21 protein-coding genes and 2 riboswitches are annotated in these 20,953 nt (G+C 48.2%); of the genes, 16 read left to right on the top strand and 5 right to left on the bottom strand.

What is annotated here, in order from left to right:
• Nucleotides 1-3 precede the first annotated feature (3 nt).
• The 10 genes from QWY22_RS11260 (at nt 4) to QWY22_RS11215 (ending at nt 8,626) form a co-directional block, all read left to right on the top strand.
• Entirely contained in the window at nt 4-1,008 is a 1,005-nt protein-coding gene (locus QWY22_RS11260; protein ID WP_300980975.1) for an ABC transporter permease, read from the top strand.
• Entirely contained in the window at nt 1,008-2,699 is a 1,692-nt protein-coding gene (locus tag QWY22_RS11255; RefSeq protein ID WP_300980974.1) for a dipeptide/oligopeptide/nickel ABC transporter permease/ATP-binding protein, read from the top strand. The genes QWY22_RS11260 and QWY22_RS11255 overlap by 1 nt, the downstream gene beginning before the upstream one ends.
• The gene (locus tag QWY22_RS11250; RefSeq protein ID WP_300980973.1) at nt 2,696-3,487 is read left to right on the top strand and encodes an ABC transporter ATP-binding protein; all 792 of its coding nucleotides are present in this window, start codon (nt 2,696-2,698) and stop codon (nt 3,485-3,487) included. The genes QWY22_RS11255 and QWY22_RS11250 overlap by 4 nt, the downstream gene beginning before the upstream one ends.
• A gap of 2 nt (nt 3,488-3,489) precedes the next feature.
• Nucleotides 3,490-4,128: a phosphate starvation-inducible protein PhoH gene (locus QWY22_RS11245; protein ID WP_300980972.1), complete on the top strand. Its 639-nt coding sequence runs from the start codon at nt 3,490-3,492 to the stop codon at nt 4,126-4,128.
• Nucleotides 4,125-4,733, top strand: coding sequence for a hypothetical protein (locus QWY22_RS11240; RefSeq protein ID WP_300980971.1), 609 nt, complete (start codon nt 4,125-4,127; stop codon nt 4,731-4,733). The genes QWY22_RS11245 and QWY22_RS11240 overlap by 4 nt, the downstream gene beginning before the upstream one ends.
• A 1-nt stretch (nt 4,734) precedes the next feature.
• Complete coding sequence (locus QWY22_RS11235) at nt 4,735-5,391, top strand: cell division ATP-binding protein FtsE (protein ID WP_300980970.1); 657 nt, start codon at nt 4,735-4,737, stop codon at nt 5,389-5,391.
• Nucleotides 5,372-6,247 (top strand): cell division protein FtsX, encoded by an 876-nt coding sequence (locus tag QWY22_RS11230; protein WP_300980969.1) that lies wholly within the window; start codon nt 5,372-5,374, stop codon nt 6,245-6,247. Before QWY22_RS11235 ends, QWY22_RS11230 begins: the two co-directional genes overlap by 20 nt.
• Nucleotides 6,240-7,184, top strand: a complete 945-nt coding sequence (locus QWY22_RS11225; protein ID WP_300980968.1) for a hypothetical protein — start codon at nt 6,240-6,242, stop codon at nt 7,182-7,184. The genes QWY22_RS11230 and QWY22_RS11225 overlap by 8 nt, the downstream gene beginning before the upstream one ends.
• A gap of 11 nt (nt 7,185-7,195) precedes the next feature.
• Entirely contained in the window at nt 7,196-8,044 is an 849-nt protein-coding gene (locus QWY22_RS11220) for a hypothetical protein (protein WP_300980967.1), read from the top strand.
• Nucleotides 8,045-8,110: 66 nt separating this feature from the next.
• Nucleotides 8,111-8,626, top strand: coding sequence for a hypothetical protein (locus tag QWY22_RS11215; protein WP_300980966.1), 516 nt, complete (start codon nt 8,111-8,113; stop codon nt 8,624-8,626).
• Nucleotides 8,627-8,787: 161 nt separating this feature from the next.
• On the opposite strand, the gene QWY22_RS11210 is transcribed toward QWY22_RS11215, so the two are convergent.
• From QWY22_RS11210 to QWY22_RS11195, 4 genes are read right to left on the bottom strand one after another with little or no spacing between them, the layout of a single operon-like run.
• On the bottom strand, nt 8,788-9,543 hold the full coding sequence (locus tag QWY22_RS11210; RefSeq protein ID WP_300980965.1) for an energy-coupling factor transporter transmembrane component T family protein: 756 nt from the start codon (nt 9,541-9,543) through the stop codon (nt 8,788-8,790).
• Nucleotides 9,524-10,981 carry an ABC transporter ATP-binding protein gene (locus tag QWY22_RS11205; protein WP_300980964.1) on the bottom strand — a complete coding sequence of 486 codons (1,458 nt, stop codon included), beginning with the start codon at nt 10,979-10,981 and terminating at the stop codon, nt 9,524-9,526. The genes QWY22_RS11210 and QWY22_RS11205 overlap by 20 nt, the downstream gene beginning before the upstream one ends.
• Nucleotides 10,947-11,528: an ECF transporter S component gene (locus tag QWY22_RS11200; protein ID WP_300980963.1), complete on the bottom strand. Its 582-nt coding sequence runs from the start codon at nt 11,526-11,528 to the stop codon at nt 10,947-10,949. Before QWY22_RS11200 ends, QWY22_RS11205 begins: the two co-directional genes overlap by 35 nt.
• Nucleotides 11,521-12,120 carry a YkoF family thiamine/hydroxymethylpyrimidine-binding protein gene (locus QWY22_RS11195; RefSeq protein WP_300980961.1) on the bottom strand — a complete coding sequence of 200 codons (600 nt, stop codon included), beginning with the start codon at nt 12,118-12,120 and terminating at the stop codon, nt 11,521-11,523. Before QWY22_RS11195 ends, QWY22_RS11200 begins: the two co-directional genes overlap by 8 nt.
• Nucleotides 12,121-12,220: 100 nt before the next feature.
• A riboswitch (TPP riboswitch) is annotated at nt 12,221-12,328 on the bottom strand.
• 435 nt (nt 12,329-12,763) lie between these two features.
• On the opposite strand from QWY22_RS11195, the gene QWY22_RS11190 reads away from it, so the two are divergent.
• Nucleotides 12,764-14,248, top strand: a complete 1,485-nt coding sequence (locus QWY22_RS11190; RefSeq protein WP_300980960.1) for a glycoside hydrolase family 32 protein — start codon at nt 12,764-12,766, stop codon at nt 14,246-14,248.
• A 126-nt stretch (nt 14,249-14,374) separates the two neighbouring features.
• Entirely contained in the window at nt 14,375-15,337 is a 963-nt protein-coding gene (locus QWY22_RS11185) for a carbohydrate kinase family protein (RefSeq protein ID WP_300980959.1), read from the top strand.
• 171 nt (nt 15,338-15,508) lie between these two features.
• Here QWY22_RS11185 and QWY22_RS11180 read toward each other — a convergent pair whose 3' ends face one another.
• A complete protein-coding gene (locus QWY22_RS11180) occupies nt 15,509-16,243 on the bottom strand; it encodes a Bax inhibitor-1/YccA family protein (RefSeq protein ID WP_407072316.1) in 735 nt (244 codons plus the stop codon).
• Between the two features lie 332 nt (nt 16,244-16,575).
• Between QWY22_RS11180 and QWY22_RS11175 the strand changes: the two genes are divergently transcribed.
• From QWY22_RS11175 to QWY22_RS11160, 4 genes are all read left to right on the top strand, one after another.
• The gene (locus QWY22_RS11175; RefSeq protein WP_300980958.1) at nt 16,576-17,652 is read left to right on the top strand and encodes an LLM class flavin-dependent oxidoreductase; all 1,077 of its coding nucleotides are present in this window, start codon (nt 16,576-16,578) and stop codon (nt 17,650-17,652) included.
• A 315-nt stretch (nt 17,653-17,967) separates the two neighbouring features.
• A complete protein-coding gene (locus tag QWY22_RS11170) occupies nt 17,968-18,981 on the top strand; it encodes a tetratricopeptide repeat protein (RefSeq protein WP_300980957.1) in 1,014 nt (337 codons plus the stop codon).
• A 105-nt stretch (nt 18,982-19,086) separates the two neighbouring features.
• A riboswitch (SAM riboswitch) is annotated at nt 19,087-19,194 on the top strand.
• A gap of 71 nt (nt 19,195-19,265) precedes the next feature.
• Nucleotides 19,266-20,279, top strand: coding sequence for a methionine ABC transporter ATP-binding protein (locus QWY22_RS11165; protein WP_300980956.1), 1,014 nt, complete (start codon nt 19,266-19,268; stop codon nt 20,277-20,279).
• Nucleotides 20,269-20,940, top strand: a complete 672-nt coding sequence (locus tag QWY22_RS11160) for a methionine ABC transporter permease (RefSeq protein WP_074510910.1) — start codon at nt 20,269-20,271, stop codon at nt 20,938-20,940. The genes QWY22_RS11165 and QWY22_RS11160 overlap by 11 nt, the downstream gene beginning before the upstream one ends.
• Nucleotides 20,941-20,953: the final 13 nt, after the last annotated feature.

The raw sequence follows: 20,953 nt of genomic DNA, 5'->3' as shown, positions 1-20,953 counted from the left end.
AAAATGAATTCCAATTTTTCAGCTCTCGGGAAAAAATTGATCCAGTATGCCTTGGTGCTGTTTGTGGCTGTCACGATTAATTTTCTGTTGCCGCGTTTAGCTCCGGGCGACCCGTTATTGTATTTCTTCGATGAAGGAACTTTGAAAGAACTGACAGCTGCTCAAAAACAGACAGCGCTCGACTCGATGGGACTTGGCGGTTCGCTGTTTGAACAATACATCATTTACCTGAAAGGAATTGTCAGTTTCGATTTCGGCGTTTCGATCAAATACGGCCTGCCGGCAATGGACATGATATTGGAACGGCTGCCTTGGACATTGATCCTAATTGGCCCTGCGATGCTTTTGAGTGCTTTGGCCGGCGTTGCTGTCGGTGCTTTTTCTGCTTGGAACCGCGGCAAGGCAAGGGATGTTTCCATGTTGACTGTGATGCTGACTTTCCAGGCGGTACCGGGATTTTGGATAGGCATGCTGTTCATCGCCATATTCGCGGTGCAGCTTGGCTGGTTTCCGACTTATGGTGCGATGTCGATCGTCCAGGACGGCACGGCGCTCGGCTGGCTGAAGGACCTTGCACGGCATCTCGTTTTGCCGATTGCAACACTTAGCATTGCCACAGTCGGATCGAACTATCTATTGACGCGGTCGTCGATGCTGGAATCGCTCGGCCAGGATTATGTCGTGATGGCAGAAGCGAAAGGCGTCACCAAAAAGCGTTTGATCTTCAATCACGGCTTACGCAATGCGCTATTGCCGGTTTATACCCATTTTATGATGAATCTTGGTACTTTGATCGGCGGTTCTGTCGTCGTAGAGACCGTATTTTCTTATCCCGGAATCGGTCGGCTGTTGTATGAAAGCGTCGTAGCGAGGGACTTTCCAATGATGCAGGCAGTTTTTTTGATGATTACGGCCGGCGTTGTTGCAGCAAACATCCTGGCAGATCTCAGCTATCCGTTGATTGACCCACGGGCTAAATCGGTAAGACGCATAAAGGAGGAAGGCTGATGCGCAAATCAACAAAAATCATCGGAATGTCAGGAGTGGCAATGGCTGCTGCAATGATTTTGTTTGCGGTTTTTGGTCCATTGCTGATTCCCCATGACGCCTATGAACAAAGCGGGCCTTCATTCCAACCGCCAAGTGCCGGGCACTGGCTCGGAACCAATGATATGGGACAGGATATCCTGGCTGAGCTGGCAGTCGGCGCCCGTACTTCGTTGTTCATCGGCATTGCAACTGCTGTCATTGCCACTTTTATCGGCGGCATGATCGGGGTATTTTCGGGTTATTTTGGCGGCTGGTTTGAAACCTTGATGATGCGTTTCATTGATGTGGTGCTGACTTTGCCGTTTTTGCCTTTAATGCTTGTCATTGCCGTTTATATCGGGCCCGGCGCTTTCACCCAAATCTTGGTCATCACGCTGGTGATGTGGGCAGGAAAGGCGCGGCAAATCCGTGCCCAGACCTTGTCGATCAAAGGCGCGGGTCCGGTGCTCGCTGCCAAATCGATGGGTGCCGGGCATTTCTATCTATTTAAGAAACACATCCTGCCCGGCGTTTTCCCGCTGTTCATCCCGCAATTTGTTGGGGCGGTCAATGCCGCAATCCTGCTGGAGTCTTCGCTGAGTTTCCTTGGCATGAGCGACCCGCTTATGAAGAGCTGGGGCAGTATTTTGTATTACGCGAATAACCGCAGCGCCTTTTTAACGGAAGCATGGATGTGGTGGATCATTCCGCCGGGCATCTGCATTGTCCTCGTCGTACTGGCCTTTTCGTTTATCGGCTATTATTTGGAAGAAAAAGTGAATCCTCGGCTGCGCGCTTATGTGCCGGCAAGAAAGCGGCCAAAGCAGGACATTGTCGTGCGGGAAGACCTACTGGAAAAAAACATGGTGCTGCGCATTGACGGCATGACCGTCAAATATCCGAAAAAGGGCCGTTACACGCCGGTCGTTTCGGACGTATCGCTCTATGTGAACGAAGGAGAAGTGATGGGGATTGTTGGAGAATCAGGCAGCGGGAAGACCACGGTCGCTTCTGCCATCATCCAGCAGTTGAAAGAGCCTGCCCGGATGGAAGTGGAAGGCATTTATTTTGAAGGCAAAGACCTCCAGCGTTTCAGCGATGAAGAAATCCGCCAAGTTCGGGGCAATCAAATCGGCTATATCGCGCAAGCCGCAATGAACGCGCTGAATCCGGTCATTTCCATCGAAAAACAATTGGCAGAAGCGGTTGGAGCGCATTATAAATTACCGGCTGCCGAACTGAGCCGCCGAATCGATGAAGCGCTCCTGCAAGTCGGGCTTGAGTTGAAGTGGCGCCGCGCGTTTCCGCATCAATTGTCCGGCGGTATGCGCCAGCGCGTCGTCATTGCAATGGCACTCATCAACCGGCCGAAATTTGTCATTGCGGATGAACCGACCACAGGGCTTGATGTCATGGTCCAGGTCGAAATTCTGGAACTGCTGCAAAAACTGCAGAGGGAATTGAACTTATCGATGATTTTCATTTCGCACGATTTGCCGGCTGTACTGAAAATCACCGACCGGCTTGCCGTTATGAAATACGGTTATATCGTCGATGGCGGTGCATCGCTGGAATTGGCCGAGCATTCGACTCATCCCTATACGCGGAGACTTATTGATTCGATTCCATTATTGACTGAAAAGAAACAGGAAGCGGTGGTAGGCAGATGAGCTTGTTGCTGAATGTAGACAGCCTGCGGAAAGCATATGGACAAACGAAAAAAGAAAAGACAGCGGTGTTGGAAGATGTGTCATTCAGCTTGCAGTGCGGGGAAATTGTCGGCTTGATCGGTGCATCCGGTGCCGGAAAAAGCACAGTGGGCCGCATACTCGCAAGCTTGGAACAGCAAGATGCCGGGACCATCTGGTTTGATGGCTGTGATTTGACTGATTTGACGGGAAAGAAGCGGCGGGTATTCGCAAAAGACATCCAAATGATTTTTCAGGACCCTTATGGCTCCTTATCGAGCCGAATGCGCATTTCAGACTTAGTGGAAGAGCCCTTGCTCATCCAGAAGAGTGAAAAAGACCCGGCAAAAAGGCGCATGCGGGTTGAGGAAGCCCTGGAATTGGTGTCGCTTGATCCAAAGAAATATGCGATGCGTTTCCCGCATGAACTGTCAGGCGGAGAACGGCAGCGTGTCGGGGTGGCCCGGGCGCTCGTATGCCGGCCGAAACTGATTGTTTGCGACGAGCCCACTTCGATGCTCGATACGTCATTGCGGCTGGAGCTGCTTGTCCTTCTGAAAAAGTTGAATAAGCAGTTCGGCATCGCTTATTTGTTTATCACACACGACATCGCGTTGACGAAAGGTTTCTGCCAACGTTTGCTGGTTCTGTATGAAGGCCGCATCGTCGATCAAGGAGAAACCGATTCTGTTATCGAACAGCCGGATCATCCGTTTACGATTCGATTGATAGAAGCATTAAAAAAATTGGAGAACAGCAAAGGAGAATAATTATGACAACAGATTTTTTAGTACTGGACGCCGGTACGATTTTTGCGCGGACCCGTTCACAGGGGGTTGCCGATCAGCCGGATTTTGAATTTCTTGATATTTATTCACTAGGGGAAGCGGATTTGTCACCCTATAAATGCCTTGTGGTGACGGGTTTTTCTGATCAGGATTACTTATATGACATGAGGCACATCATCCGGGAATTCCTGGACGACCGGAAAGTGGTCATATATTGCGGCAACTTGGTAACGGATTGGCTGCCGGGCGGAAAGCCGTTTATCGCAAAAGACATCAAGCGTTTTTCCGATTACCGGGTTAAAAAAGTGAGCGACCATCCGATTTTCCGAGGTGTGGAGGAAGACGATATGACCTTGAAAAAAGGCGTCGCCGGATTTTTTGCGCGCGGCCACCATCCCGTTCCGGAAGGCGGCGAAGTGCTCTTAACATTAAATGAAGGCGAACCGATTACGTATATCGACCGCAGCAGCACGAACGGAACGATCCTTGCGCATGTCGGGTTTGATTTGTTCGGCTATATGCAAACCGATGAGAAAAAGTCGACAGATTGCATCAGCATGCAGCTGCGCAATTGGGTGCTGGAAGAATACGAAGCCCTTCAGAAAGGATTGGTGGCGTCATGAGAAAAATCGGAGTCTTGTACGGCGGCAGTTCCCAGCATAGCCGCACCTATAAAACAGGAGAATTCGCAAAGCACATCCACCGGCTGATACCGATAAGGGAGTTCGCCGAAGCGGACCTGGATTCGCTTGATGTTTTGCTGATTCCTTCCCAAACCCATTTGAAGCTGCTGGAAGCGAATGTCGGGAAAATCAAAGCCTTTGCTGAGTCCGGGCGCATCGTGGTGACATTCGGACCCCAAGGGTTTGACTGGCTGCCGGAACACAATTGGGAGTTCCGTCCGACAAACTTCTGGTGGTGGCTCGAAAAAGATGCGGACAGCGGTTTGGCATTGCCCGGGCACGAGCATGATCTGTTTCAGAATTACTTGACGCTTGAAGATGCCACATGGCACCAGCACGGTGTTTACTGGCCGATGGAAGGCTGCGAAACTCTTGTCGCAACAAAAGACGGCGGTTCAGTGATGTACATAGATAAAGTGAATACGAAAGGCATATGGATCAATACGACACTGGATCCCGATTACCATTACGGTTCTTATTTTATGCCGGCGACAGAGAGTTTTCTCAGAGGTTTCCTGCCATGGCTTGAAGAAGGGAAGATCTGACATGATCCAAATGTCGAAAGTCACGAAACGCTATGGCAGTGATGTTGTATTGCAAAACGCTGACTTCCATCTGGAGACAGGGGATTTTGCTGTTTTGCAAGGCCTTTCCGGATCGGGGAAGAGCAGCTTGCTGAAACTGCTTTACCGGGAAACGGAAGCGGATGAAGGGGATATCCGCTTTCGCCAAATACCGATTAGCCAAATTTTAAAGCATGTGTTAAGGCGGGAAATTGGTGTCGTGTTTCAGGCGTATCGCTTGATTGAACAAAAGACCGTCTTCGAAAATATCATACTGGCCGGCAGAGCGGTCGGCACACCGATGGAAGAAATTGAACGGGAAGCGATGCGGCTGCTTGAACGTGTAGGTCTGGCCGATAAGAAAACTGCTTTTCCAAACTCTTTATCCGGTGGACAGCAGCAGCGGGTGGCCATTGCACGCGCTTTGCTCAACAAGCCCGGTCTATTGCTGGCCGATGAACCGACCGGCAACCTCGACAAAGAAACGGCGGCGGATATTCTGCAGTTGCTGAAAGAGCTGCATGAAGAAGAAAACATGACGATGCTCATTGTGACACACGACGAACTGCTGCTGAAGCAACAGCATGCAAAAATTTGGACAATAGAGGATGGCAGGCTTCATGAACAGGCATTTAGTTGACTATATGATGCAAGATTCCTGGCAGGGTTTAAAGCGCAACCCATTAAGTACGTTCGCTTCCATCTTCTTCATTGCGCTCGCCTTGCTGCTGATTGGAATCCTGTTGTCCGTTCGGCTGGTCGCTGTAGAGGCGATTGATTACGTGGAATCCCAGCTGACAATGAAAGTGTATATTAATGAAGCGCTGAATGCAGAAGAAGTAGCCGCTATTCTAGCGGAAAAAGAGTATGTCGAAAAGGCTAGAGTTGAAAACGGAAATGAAAATTTAGAAAAACTGGCAGGTTTTTTTAATGGCAAAGAGCATTTGATGGATGCTTTCCGGAATGGTGCCATGCAGGATGCGGTAAAGCTGCAAGTTGCCGATAAAACCGAGTTGGCGGATATTGCGAAAGAACTGGAAGCCATCAACGGCATTGATCAAGTGGTGTACCCGCAGCAAATGGCCATCCTGCTGGATTCCTGGATCACCAATTTAGAGCGCTATGGCACGGCTTCAGCCGCCGCATTAGTCGGAATCGCCTTTTTGATGGTGTATTTCACATTCCATCTCGCTTTGTATAAACGGCAGCAGGAACTTGCCGTGAAATTATTTGTAGGAATGAGTCCGAAAGCTGTAAGAGCACAATTTTTGATAGAAGCGGCTTTGTTCAGTCTCATTGGGGCGGCGATAGCCATCCTGTTGACTGTCTGTTTTCAAGTGGCCGTTTTGGTTCCGTTTCTCGACAAGCTGCCGTTTCTCGGCCGATTGGAAGGTTCGGATATTGCTGCCGTAGTGGTCCTGCAGCTGCTATTGGCTTTAGTCATTGGCTTGGCGGCAAGCCGCCTGTCCACAAGAAAAGGGATTGCCGATGGCTAAGCGGCTTGTTATTGGAATGGCGCTGGCGTTTTTGGTTATGCTTCCTGCATCTGCCCATATGACAGGGGCGTTCGCTAACTTTTTGGCGATTGTTTATGATGAAACGACGATTGACGGGCTGAAAGCAGAAATGGCGCAGACAAAAGACCAAATCGAGGACTTGCAGCCGGAAGTGGACAAGCAAAAAAAGCGGTTTGAAGAAAATCAGCAACTGGCTGTCGAACAGCTGCAGCTTTATGCAGATTCGGGCCTTGATGGATGGCTTTCTATGATGGGAGACGGTCATGATGCTGCCGATTTATTGGGAAGCCATTGGCAGCTAGAGCGGGGCATCGATGCTTATTTGCTTAGCCTGAATGACCTTTACCTGCATTATCAGCAGCTTAAAGCTGCCCAGCAGTCGTTAAAAGGCCATGAAAAACTTTTAGGGGCCATTGAAAAGAACTTGTTAGCGCGCGAACAGTATTTAACGGAAAATGCAGATCTTCCATTGGAACAGATTGCGAATTACCTGGATATCGACTGGGTATCGGAAGTGGAATATGAATTGATTGATGATCTCAAAGCCGATCAAGAGCGGATTCATACGGAGCTTGGCAGCTGGATGGCCGTTTCAGAGGATAGAACATTGGCCGAATCCTGGCTGAACGAAAAAAGCCGGCTGCAGTATTTTTTCCGGAAAGACCATGTTTACGTCGAATATGAACTGCAATACGCTCATGTTATTTTATTGGGTCAGGTGCTTCAAAAAGGCGATGGACAATCTGCAGAACTGGTCTTTGAAGCCGGATTTTATAACGGGTTTTATTTGCCGGAGGAGCTGCTGGAGGAACTGCACGGATTTAAATTGGACTATGCAGCCCTGCAGAAAATAGCCGGCATCGATAATCCGTATTTTACTCAAACGGATGGTGCGCTTGAGATACACCGGAAATAGGAGTGAAGCGGATGAAGAAAATAGCTTTATTGCTGGCGCTGAGCTTTTTTGCATCATCGCAAGCGTCAGCGCATGTAACCAACGAAGCAACCGTATACAGTGACATTGCCTATAGCGAAGCGGCAGCGGATATTCTATTGCTCAATACACTTGGACTAATCTCAGGAAGTGGAGCCCAGGAATTTCGCCCGCTAGATCTTTTGACGGCAGCGGACTTCGAAGCTTGGATATCGCATTCGCCATTTGCAAAGAATTTGCCGGACTTTCTTAGAGGAAAAGCCGTCGATTACGGACTGGTTAATACGGTATTGTTTGGCGGCAGGCTTGTGCTGGAGCATCCGGGACAAACGATGACGCGGGGGGAATTTGCGGTATTTGTTGCGGACCATGCGGATGTGGAAGTAGATGGGCATACGCTCTTCACACGTGCAGGATTTGCGGCAGGGCCGACTGGAGAAATTACAGCCGTTGAACTTTCGGAAAAAGGCTATATCTTGGAAATAGGCAGTGAACGGTATCCGTTGGGCGTTCATCCGCGAATTCAAAGCGAATCGATTGATCCTGAAATCTGGGAAGGCATGGAGCTTGTGAAATCCTGGGTAGGACCGGATATAAAAGATAGACAAACAGGCTCGGGGGAAATGCAGCAAACAGAAGCTATTCAATATGCCGTCATTGAACCAAAAGCATTACATGTTTCGGAAGAGGCAAGCAAAGAAGAAATGAAAAGCAATGCCTTGGTTAAAGCGGATTTGGACGAAGATGCCGGAAAAGTAAATTGGATAACCATAGTAGCCGTATTTTGTGCCGCCTTGCTGGTTTACTGGATCAATAAAAAGAAGAAACATGAAATTGAGTGAAAATGTATAAATCATTGCAGCTGCCTTTTCCAAGGAAAAGGACTATATCCTACTGGAGGTATTCAAATGAAGAGCATACAAGTATACGACCGTAAAGATTTACTGGAAATTGAATTTCAGGATATCCGGAAATTCCATGGAACAAGAGCCTATATGGCAATCGGCGTAGCATTCCGCATGATGGAAGCGGCGTTTGAAGCGCTTTACGGAGACAAAATACCTGAACGCAGCGACATCTCCATCTTGGCCGGCCACGGTGGACCTGGATTCCGGGACACATTTGAATTTATTACACGTGCTGCCACGCGCGGAGAGTACGAAGTGGATACGGCTTACCCGATGGCGCAGTATGATCCATACCGGCCGACGTCTTACGCGTTCGTGTTTAGACGAAAATCCGGTGAAGAAGTGGAAGTCAGTTTGAAACAAGAGTTCCTGCCGCCGGTCTTTTATGAGTTCTTGAAAAAAGGCAGGGAAGAGATTTTTACAGCGGAGGAATATGAAGAGTTCGAAGAAATGAAAGAGCATTTATGCATACGTGCACTGGAACTGCCTTTAGACGAATTAATAGAAGTAAGGTGAAGGGATTTACCAAATAAAAATATTATGTAGTCCTATAAGTGTAATACTTGTATAAAACTACATAAGGTAATTTAATAAAATTCAAAACCAGCAACAACGTACAAAGACACAAAAGAAAAAAAGGAAGCGAAGGCGCCAGCTTTTCACTTCCTTTTTTATATTCAGCTTAACCAAATCCCTCCCAGACAGCTGGCAGCCAGCAGCAATGCAAAAAGGGCAGACATCCAAAAATCAATGCGGCCAATCCGGATGGGTTGGTAATAGTCGGTTCGTGCTTCACCGGTAAATCCGCGGGCTTCCATGGCGAAAGCGGAGCGTTCCGCTTTACGCACAGCGCCGGCAAGCATCGGCATCAGCACTCGCCGCATATCCAGCAGCCGCTTGAATACATTCTTTTCCTCGACGGCTCCGCGCAAGCGCTGTGCCTGTTGGATTTGAGTGAATTCGTCTTTCATGACCGGAAGGAATTGATAGCCGACCATCACGCCATAAGCAATTTTCGGAGATAATTTCAATTGCTGCATCAAGCTCATGATAAATTTTACCGGATCGGTTGTGAACGCGAACATCAGAGACAAAGTGGAAAACGCCAAGACCCGGAAAGAGAGGGACAGGGCTGTCTCCAGTTGTTCATCGGTGATATCCAAGCCGGCGAACGACCAGATGATTTGGCCGCCGGTTTTTGCGCCGAACACAATGGTTGTCCATAAATAACCGAAAGCACCGATAGCAAACGGCAGCATGAACAGCGCCCATACTTTCCAATTGAGCCGGCTCAGGAAAACTTGGAAAAGTAAAACACCCATCCAGAAAATCAGCGGTGTCCAGGGATTGAAGAAAAAGGCAATGGCGACCATTGACAAAGTCACGACAATGAATTTTACGGACGGGTTCATGTCATGCAAAAGATTCCGCACGAAGCTTCACTCCTTTTGGCACAAGCAAATGATGCGACTCCAGCAATTCTTCATTAGCCCATAATTCCTTACACGCAAATTTCCCCGTCAGTCTACCGTCTTTGATAAGAAGAATGAAATCGGCAACGGCTGCTGCAAATTCCATGTCGTGCGTGACGATCAAAATAGATATGCCTTCGTTTGCCCGTTCTGCAATCAACCGCGCTAATGCCTGCAGTGCCGCAGCGTCCTGCCCGGAAGTCGGTTCATCCATCAGCAGCACTTGCCGTTTGTCTGCGAGCATCGCGGCGATTGCGACCCGCCGCTTTTGCCCGTGGCTGACAGCGAACGGATGCGCATTTTGAATGTCTGTTAACCGCAGGCGCTCCATCAAATTCTGGACCTCCGCTGGAGTAGACGAAGCCGAATAGGCTATTTCATCTTTAATTCGCTGTGTCAGAAACAGGTACTCAGGCGATTGCGGCACGTAGCCGAGGCCGTCCGATTCGACGGTTCCGCCAGAACTTTTGTAGATGCCGCACAGCGTCTTCAGCAATGTCGATTTTCCGCTGCCATTCGGCCCGGCAACGACCGTGACTTCCCCGCGCTTGACGGAAAACGACAGCGGATGGAGCAAGCTTTTCCCGTTGACGCTAGTGGACAGCCCGGAAACCCGCAAAGAAAAGGGTTCTCGAAGACTAGTTACCCGTCTGGGGAATGTCATTGCCGCCCTTTGGACAAAGCGCTGATCAGCGAGAATGCGTCCGTCTTTGTCCAGTTGGATACCGCGGTCGAAAAATGATTCCCAAAGATCAAGCCGGTGCTCGACAGCCACAACCGTCAATCCAAATTGTTTCTGCAGCCTGTCTAGCCAGGTGATAAACTGCTTGGCTGTATAGGGGTCGAGATGGGAAATGGGTTCATCCAGCAAGAGCACTTCCGGTTTCATGATCAATGCACATGCGGTTGCCACGCGCTGTTTCATGCCGCCCGATAAAGACTGGATCACCGCATGGCGCATTGGCGTCAATTCAGTTAATGAAAGGACATCTGTTATCCGGCTCTCCATTTCCGTAAAAGGGACATGGAGGTTTTCCAGTGTAAACGCCAGTTCTGCTTCAACGGTCGGCATGCAAAACTGGGAGTCGGGGTCCTGGAACACGGTTGCGACCCGGTAGTTGATTTCTCCGGGTGTATAATCTTCTGCTCTTTTGCCGAACATGCGGATGCTGCCGCTCAGAATTCCGTCGCAGTTCAGCGGATACAACCGGTTCAATAAGTACAGCAAAGTGCTTTTGCCGCTGCCACTCGGCCCGGATATGACGACGCGCTCTCCCGGAAAGATATCGAATGTAAGATCTTTCAGCGTGTTTTCCTGGTCATCCGGAAAACGGAAATGGGTATTTTTCAATGAAAACACCGGCTCATGCACCGGCATCACCTTTTTCTGCGCGGGCAATGGCATAGCCTCGAAGCGAACCGGTTGCAAGCAGGGCGTCTGAAATGTACTTACCGCCGATGCCGGCGATGACCATGCCGCTTAAGACACGCAACGTAAACATCAAGGCCACAAATGAGGGATCAAGCGCTGCGTAGCCGGAGATGAAATAGCCGTACACAAAACTGAATACAGCAGATCCGGCTCCGGCAAGCATAAACACCGCCAGATTGAAATGCTTGTATCCGGTCACTGCAAACGCCGCTTCCGCTCCGAGTCCCTGGACAATGCCGGACAACAGCAGGCGCGGACCAACTGCATTGCCGAGCAGCACTTCAATTGCCGCCGCCATCGATTCCGACAGTACGGCAGCTCCCGGTTTCCGGATGATGTTCATGCAAATGATCGATACGATAAACCAGATGCCGAACAGCCATTCATAGGCAATCGGTCCGATAATGCCGGCCCAGATATTCGAAAGATGGACAAACAGCAAATAAACGATGCCAAACACGATGGCAAACAGCGACATCAATACAACTTCTTTCAGCTTCCACGATTTAAGCATCGTTTTTGCCTCCATGCGAAGGACTGTTGATGCTCATTGATACCGTCATGACCAAATGGCGGTGCTCTTCGGAGCGGGCATTCGTAAATGCTTCTTCGTAAAACGCGAAGACCTCATGGATATCGCCGTGGATGCCGCTCGCGTAATGCATCGATTCGTTAAAGACGCCCTGCGCCTTTGCACGGTCGACTTCGCGGTAAATAACGGTCATGTAATCCGGGTTGTTCATCGGATACAGCGCAAATTGCGATGACACGTATTGCTTCGTGTCATCGGTATTCAGCAGTACGTCATCTTTGTCCAAGTAGACATCGCCCGCAGAATCTCCCGGGCAGCCGATTGAAAATGTTCCGGACAATGCAACATGTTCGCCGGTCTTGGCTGCGTGCAGCGTAAGTGCTTTCGCCGTATTGAAGACATGGTTCTGTTTGCCACGAATCACAGTCGAGACGTCATCGGTATGCATCCAGACGTTCGTTGTATCTGTTTCGTTCAAAGCCCCTTTGATTACTTTGATAAAATCGCCGGTCATCGGATGCAAAGAAAAGCGAAATCCGACAATCGGGCTTGTGCCGCATTGCAGTGGTTCCATAATAAATTCTCCTCCTCAAAAAAATTGCACAAAAAAAGGCTGCATCCGTGAAGATGCAGCCACTATTCCATGCCAATTAAATTCAAGAAAGATCCAATTGCGGAAAGTCACCGCACTTCCTCACGCCAGTATTATCTGGATCGAGTCATAAGGGATCGAAGCTTGCGCTTGCATCTCAGCCGAAAATCGGGCACCCCCAGTGCAGAAAACGGTATGCAGTTTTTTTTGTGGTCCGGGGTTTGCCCCGATGGGTCTAGTGTAGCGGAAGGGGTGGAGGAAGTAAAGGGAATTTCGATTTTGGCTTTTGCAATCAAGATTTTTTTAAATTTTGAATAAGAAATACAGAACCCAAAATATTGTAACTATATAGTCAAAAAGCTGAATAAAAACTAATATTATTTTATCTTTTGTGAGACTTTTAAATCATTTAGGCGTATTATTAGAATAGATAGATAATAATTTTTAAGGGGGAATCTACATGATAAGAGCCGCTTTTGAAGGTGAAACTTTTTAGTGATTTAATCATTCTGCTTTAGAAGATGAGATGGAAAAATGGCAATAGCCGAGCAGCCGGCTGGGGGATTTCAAAGACAGAAACTGAGAATGTGAACTTTGTGGAAACGAACGCTTAGGGGAAGGTTAGTTGAAAAACTACTGGAAATGGGAGTTTGCCATGAATACTATAAACTGGTTTGAAAGGTTGAATCACACACTAGAAACTTACCAAAAAGACAACCACATTGATCCGCACCGGCTGCAATACCACTTAATGCCCGCGGTCGGTCTGCTGAATGACCCGAATGGACTCATCCAGTATAAAGGCACTTATCATGTGTTTTTCCAGTGGAATCCGTTTGGGACTGTACACGGAGCTAAATGCTGGGGACACTGCACATCCCAAGATCTCATCTATTGGCAAGAACACCCGCCATCACTCGTTCCGAGTGAGTGGTATGAAAGAGACGGATGTTTTTCCGGAAGTGCTGTTGAAGTTGATGGAGACATGGTGCTGTTCTACAGCGGGAACGTTGGACATGACAACAATATACTTGAAACATATCAATGTATGGCTGTTTCCCACAACGGGTTTATTTTTGAGAAAAAAGGCCCTGTGGTTCTGCTACCGGAAGGATACACGTCCCATTTCCGGGACCCGAAAGTTTGGAAACGAGATGGCGTCTGGTACATGGTTATAGGTGCGCAAACCTTTTCTCAAGAAGGTGCCGTTGTCCTGTTTGCTTCATCCGATTTGAAGGAATGGGAGTTAAAAGGAACGCTTGCTGGGAACCGGCTTAACGGATTGATTGATTTCGGCTATATGTGGGAGTGTCCCGATTTTTTTGAACTGGATGGAAACGACATTTTGATCGTGTCGCCTCAAGGATTGGAGGCAAAAGAAAGCTTTTACCACAATGTGTTCCAGTCAGGATACTTTGTAGGGAAATGGAAAGTCGGAACCACTGAGTTTCCACACGGCGAATTTATCGAACTGGACCGTGGGTTTGATTTCTATGCCCCCCAAACGTTTCAAGATCAGCTGGGGAGAAGAATCATGCTGGGCTGGATGGGAATTACAGACGAACAGGAATCCCACCAGCCAACCATTGAAAAAGGCTGGGTGCATGCCTTGACGATCCCCCGGGAAATCGAACTGAAAAACAACCGGATTATTCAAAAGCCGGTGCAAGAACTCCAAAAGCTGCGGGAGGCGAATGGGTTCCAGTGCAAAACAAGCATCGAAGATGAAACAAAAACTTGGCCAGAACTGGCCGGGACAGTCAGTGAAATCAAAGCCTGTTTCCACCAAAATCTCGCCGACACAGTAAAAATCGAAATCCGAAAAAACTTGTCAATCGTCTATATTCAGCATATGAAGCGCTTGACCTTAGAGAGAAAGCGGTTCATCGATGGCAAGATTGAAAGCCGCAGCTGCTTTTTGGATAAGCTTGAAGATCTTCATATCTTCCTCGACACCAGCTCGATTGAGTTGTTTGTCAATGGAGGAGAGGAAGTGTTTACGGCCCGGTTCTTTGCTGAAGCAAATGATGTAGATGTATTCATCACTGCAGATGGGCGGGTTGATGCAACGCTTGAAAAGTGGGATTTGCGCAATCCGAAAGAGTTGTAACACAAGCCACTGGCCGAAGCAATTTCGGCCGGTGGCTTTGTAAAGAAGCTGGAACCGCGAAAAAGCGGGTTTCCTTATTCGGTTTACTCACCATTTATGCAGCATAGACTAAAGGGGGAATGGAATATGGTGGACGTCGTCGCACTTGGTGAACTCCTGATCGATTTTACACCAGCTGGAAAGTCGGCAAATGGAAATGCCTTGTTTGAATCGAACCCTGGCGGAGCACCCGCGAATGTTCTTGCCACGCTGGCCAAATTCAATACAACGACCGCATTTATAGGAAAAGTGGGAAATGACCAATTCGGCTCTTTTTTAAGGGAGACGCTCCAGAAAAATAGAATTGATACGCAAGGCTTAATCTATTCAAAAGATGTAAATACCACTTTGGCGTTTGTGCATCTGAAGGAAGACGGTGACCGTTCTTTCCAATTCTACCGTTCTCCCGGAGCTGACATCATGCTGCAGGAACAGGAAGTTGATGTTGAATTGGTGCAACAGGCAAAGATCTTTCATTTCGGTTCGCTTTCGATGACACATGAACCGGCCAAGACGGCCACATTAAAGGCACTGCATGCGGCAAAAGAGAAAGATGTTTTAATTTCATTTGATCCGAACCTGCGTCCGGCGCTCTGGGAAAGTTTAAGCCAGGCAAAAGAAACGATTCTTGAAGGCATGCAGTATGCGGATGTTTTGAAACTATCTGATGAAGAATTGGAATTTACTACGGGCATTCGTGATCTGGAAGAAGGATCCCAATTTTTGTTTGAGAAGTTCGAATTGAAAGTTGTCTTAGTTACGTTGGGTGTCAATGGCTGTTTCTACCGATTTGGAAAAGGTACGGGACACATGACCGGATTTCAAGTGGGTACAATCGATACCACAGGAGCAGGCGATCTGTTCTTCGGTGCTTTTTTGCATCAATTTCTTCAGAAAGATGTTTCGTGGGAGGCAATAAAAACTGAAGAACTGGAAGCAATGATTTTATTCGCCAATGCGGTCGCGGCTTTGGGGACCACTAAAAAAGGGGCGATTCCGGCAATCCCTTCTCTCGACGAGGCTAGGCAACTGCTTGAAGGAAGAAACTGAATAGGCAAAATGGCAGTTCAACTTGGCTTGTTAGGCGTTGGATGCCGCTACTGGAGCGAGCGGACCAAAGTTTTGGATTTACTTTTAAAGCGCTGCTTTTTTTAGAGAAAATAAAAACAGCCGACTTCCTCTTTGAAACGAGGGAAGTCGGCTGTTTTGTTATCCGCTGTTTTATCTGTCGCGCAATTTAGCAAGCAGACGAAGAATTTCAAGATACAGCCAAACCAGTGTTACCAGCAGGCCAAATGCTCCGTACCATTCGAAATACTTTGGCACGCGTTTTTCGGAAGCCTTTTCGATGTAATCGAAGTCCAGCACCAAATTCAAAGCGGCAATGATGACAATGACGATGCTGATGATAATGCCAAGCGGCGTCGATTCGTGCAAATGCGGGATGTTAAAACCGAAAAAGCTGCCGACAAACGAGATCAGATACACAACGAAGATTGCGCCGGTTGCAGCCACTACGCCCAAGCGGAAGTTCTGCGTTACTTTGATGAATCCCGACTTATACGCAAGCAGTAAACTCAAAAGCACCCCAATGGTCAACAGAACGGCCTGGAACACGATGCCGCCGTATTGCACTTCGTACTGGGCGGAAATCGCCCCGATGAACAAGCCTTCCAGCAATGCATAAAGCGGAGCTGTAAACGGTGCCGCTTTCGGCATGAAAATCGTAACCATCGCGACGACAAAGCCGCCGATGCCGCCGACCAGGATCAAGGGCAGGATGGTTTCAGGATTGCTCAAGTACTGATTCCAGGAATAGACCGCTGTCGCTAATACCAAAAGCAATAATATAAAGGTCTTATTGACCGTTCCTTGAATGGTCATCGTGCGGCCAGAATTGGTGTAACCGCCTTTTTCAAATACTTCATCTTTTAAACTCGGGTTTCCACTTCTCACATCAATCGTCTCCTTTAATTTTAAAAACAGGTTCATAGTATTCCTTAAATTCCAGGGAATCAAACCTGAATAAATTTAATTTCAAATCGTTGAAAATGTTTCTTTGTTGTTGTTACGTATGGAACGCGGCAAAAGTTTCATTCAATCAGATTTTAGCAGAACTTTTTTAAAAAGTTGTGTTGCAGTTGTGTCTAAAAAAAATGGAAAACGGCACAAAAACTGGTTCCGCAAGACGAAGGTTTGACATAGTCAGATAATCATACTATAGTAAGTTACATAAAGTAACTAATAATTTGCCGTTGCGGACGGCAGCGTAAGAAGGAGCGAATTAAGTGGCTAAATTAAAACAACAAGGCTTTGAAGTCGGAATCTACACGTTAGCGGATATCGGACCGAATCCCCTGACAGGAGAAATGATCAGCCCCAAACAGCGGATGGACGAAATTATAGAAGCGGGAAAACTGGCGGACCGGGCTGGCCTCGATATCTTCGGGGTAGGTGAGCATCACCGCCTGGATTACGCGGTTTCTTCGCCTGCGGTCGTGCTGGCTGCAATTGCCCAAGCGACCGAACAAATCCGCTTGACAAGTGCAACCAGTGTCTTGAGTACACTTGATCCGGTCCGGTTGTACGAAGACTTTGCAACTTTGGATTTGGTTTCCGGCGGCCGTGCTGAGATTTTGGCTGGCCGAGGAGCTTTCATTGAATCGTTTCCTCTGTTTGGATACAGCGTGAAAGACTATAATGAGCTCTTTAGTGAACATATGGAGTTAATAATGAAGCTGAACGACAGCGACATTGTTTCGTGGAAAGGTAAATTCCGATCACCAATAGACCACGCGGAAATTGCGCCCCGGCCATTGCAAAGCAAACTTCCCATCTGGATTGGGGTTGGCGGAACGCCTGAAAGTGCAGCCCGCGCCGGACGCATGGGCGTCGGAATGGCGCTTGCTATTCTTGGAGGCGATCCCATACGGTTTAAGCCGCTTGTCGATATCTATCGGCAGGCGGGAATCGAAGCGGGCCATTCGCCCGCATCGCTGCAAGTCGGAGTGACCGGCCACGCTTATCTGGCAAAAACTACAGAGCAAGCGAAAGAGGAGTTTTATCCGTACTATGCCAACTACTGGAACTACGTCAATCGCCAGCGCGGAATGAGTTCGCGAATGACACGGAATGATTTTGAACAGTTAGCGGGTCCGGAAACCGCTTTGTTTGTCGGGAGCCCGGAACACGTTGCAAAGAAAATAATCCGGCAGCAGGAATTGTTCGGCCACAGGCGCTTTATGGCCCAAATGGATATTGGCGGCATACCGTTCGGCAAGGTGCAGGAAAACATCGAAATGCTGGCTGCTCAAGTAGTGCCGATTCTTGGGAAAGAAATCGGCCGTATGGTGGCACCGGTCTAGAATGAAGTCAAAATCTTTGACGATCCAAAGACTATCGCTATAAGCAGCCCCAGCTTCCAAAACGGAAAGCTAGGGCTGCTTTTGATTTCGTAGGGAAAAAGACATATTTTTGAAAAACTTAAAAAATTCTTTTACAATAAAATTATCTTTTGCCCTATTGTTAATCTTTCTTAGCATTGGTATCATAAAAAACGATGCAAGTTTATTAAAAATGTAAAATTTATCTTATTTTATTTTTTATTAAATCATAATATTATTTTATATAGAGGTTTTTTGTTAATTTTGAGTCGATTAGTTTTGTTCAGGAGGAACGTCATGAGCTTTCAGGGAATCAGTTTAGAAGAACTAGAAGAATTAGAGCAAGAACTGCTGGGCCTCGGTGAAACGAGGCTCGGCAGTTTAAGCTATTCTAAAATAGAAGTATATGAGGCTATGCACCGTCAATTAGAAGCGCTAGTGCAAGAGGATGAAGATTACCGGGAATATTACACCTTCATCAAGAAAAAGTTGGTGTCTTACCTATTGCGCTACGGCGCAGCTGTTTCTGGCAGTGACCGCACCATTTACGAAGATTCCGAGAAAGTCCTGAAAAAAGTTCTTTCCTATGACTCGCAAAACCCGATTGCCGCTTACCGTTTGGGATTTTTGGCTTACCGTTCAGGAGCTTTCTTTGATGCGGCGGCGTTTCTCCAGCAAGCGCTGAACAGCCAGACTTTTTATACCGATGAGCGTTTCCTGATGAATGCGGAGCAAATCAGCCGTGCCGTCTTGTATATTGCTAATTGCGCGCTTCATCCGGCAATCCGGGGCGAAGTGACAGCCATGGATTTTATGGCCAGCGCCGAGCATGCCACTTCGCTGTCCACCCAGCTTTGCTACAACGATGGTATGCTGAAGAGCCAGGCTTACCGCATTACCACACCGTTTGGCTCCGTGCTTTGTTCGAAAGAAGAAAGCGTCGAAGCGCCGATGCAGGATGTCATTTCGCTGAAGTTCAATAAATTCGGCGCCGTCTTGACTTACAACGGTATTTCCGAGAAATTAGCGCCGGTACAGGCGAATCTGCTTCGCTACCTGTTGATGAAGACCCGGAGAGGGCAAGCCGCAACGCCTTTAGCTTTGAAAGACTATTTTTTATTCACCCATGTGGTTACCGGGGTTCCCGAAGAAACGTTTTTGCTGGTAATGGCAGAAGTGAAGCAAATACTGATGGAAATGGAAATTCCTTCAGCGATCCAGACCGCAGAAGACGAGGATTACGGCTTTTATTTTGACGGCTCGATGCCGTTTGTCGTGATTGACCGGGTTGATGAAGAAATGTCCCTGTAATAATATATAATGAAATTCAATAATTGAACCTTTTCAAAAAAAGGTTTGACAGCAGCCAAAATGTTGACTACTATTAGAACCAAGTTAAAACCAATTACATAAGGAACATTATCAAGAGAGACTGAGGGACAGGCCCGATGACGTCCAGCAACCTACAGAGTGATCTGTAAGGTGCTAATTCCTGCAGAATGATTTCATTCTGAGAGATAAACCTATTCCGTTATGGTGCTTCTTTCTAAATGAAAGAGGCATTTTTTAATGGCCAAAAAAGGAGGGACCCCACCATGATCAGCATCACGAATCTTACGAAGGACTACAAAACAAAAAAAGGCACCGTTACCGGCGTGGACAATGTCTCTCTGACCGTGAACGAAGGAGAAGTGTTCGGCATCGTCGGCTACTCAGGAGCCGGGAAAAGCTCGCTGCTCCGCTGCATGAACTTGCTGGAGCGTCCGACAAGCGGCGAAATCAAAGTGGACGGCCTTGACCTCACCCAGCTGAAAGGCGAAGGGCTGCGCCAGGCAAGGTTGAAAATCGGCATGATTTTTCAGCATTTCTACTTGATCAGCCAAAAGACGGTCGGGGAAAATGTCGGCTTCGCTTTGAAAGCGGCGAAACTGCCAAAAGACCAGATCGCCAAACGGGTCGACGAACTGCTCGAGATGGTCGGCTTGACCGATAAACGGGACGTCTATCCCGCGCAACTGAGCGGCGGGCAAAAGCAGCGTGTCGGCATTGCCCGGGCGCTGGCGAACAATCCATCGGTACTCCTGTGTGACGAAGCGACGTCCGCACTCGACCCGAATACGACGCTTTCCATTTTGCGGCTGTTGAAAAGGATCAACCGTGAACTGAATATCACGATCGTTCTCATCACCCACGAGATGAATGTCGTCAAGGAAATCTGCGACCGCATGGCGGTCATGCAGGACGGCCGGGTCATTGAAGAAGGCGGCGTTTACGATTTGTTTTCGGATCCGAAAGCAGAACTCACAAAGGAATTCATCTCTTCAGTCGTGTCGTTCGATGTGCCGCAGCCGATTCTGGCAGCCTGCACCGGCAGCGTCATCAAAGTGCAGTTCAAAGGCGCCGTTGCCGGAGAAGGCATCATCACCGATACGGTGCAGCATTTCGATGTCAAAGGCAATTTCCTTCATGGTTCAATCGAGTACATCCAGGAAAAGCCGCTTGGCTTGTTCCTGATGGAAATTCAAGGAAGACCGGACAATATCCACCGCGCCATCACTTATATGGAAGGCCGGGGAGCAACTGTGGAGGTGATTTCAAATGGGATTTGATTTTCAGCATATGATGGAATTGTGGCCGGACATCTCGAAAGCGTTCGGCGAAACCTTGTATATGATCGGCGTCTCGCTCGCGATTGCCATTGTCATCGGCTTGCCGCTTGGCATCGTGTTGTTTGTCACCGACAAAGGCTTGTTTTTGCAAAACCGTTTTGTGAAATCGGTATTGGGTTTTGTGGTCAACATGATCCGCTCGATTCCGTTTATCATCTTGCTGGTGGCATTGATTCCATTGACAAAGATGTTGGTGGATTCGACCATCGGGCCGGCAGCAGCCAGCGTGTCGTTGTCGGTTGCGGCGATTCCGTTCTTCGCCCGCATCGTTGAAACTTCGCTGCGTGAAATTGATAAAGGGGTCATTGAAGCGGCCGTTGCTTGTGGAGCCACCCCGTGGATGATCATCAAAGACGTGCTGCTGCCGGAAGCGAAAGCCGGCATTGTCCAAGGGATTACAATCACCATCATTTCACTCGTTGCGTATTCCGCGATGGCTGGCGTCGTCGGAGGCGGCGGCATCGGCGACTTGGCGATCCGCTTCGGCTATTACCGCTACGACAATACAATCATGATCGTCACCGTCGTCATTTTAATTGTTCTCGTCCAAATCCTTCAGCAATTGGGTGACTGGACGTCAAAAGCAATAGACAAACGATAAAAAAGGGAGAGAA

It is taken from the genome of Planococcus liqunii, from assembly GCF_030413595.1.
In the GTDB taxonomy this organism is placed as follows: Bacteria; Bacillota; Bacilli; order Bacillales_A; family Planococcaceae; genus Planococcus; species Planococcus liqunii.
Note: the sequence above shows the minus strand (reverse complement) of the source record. Positions and strands in the feature narration are given on the sequence as shown.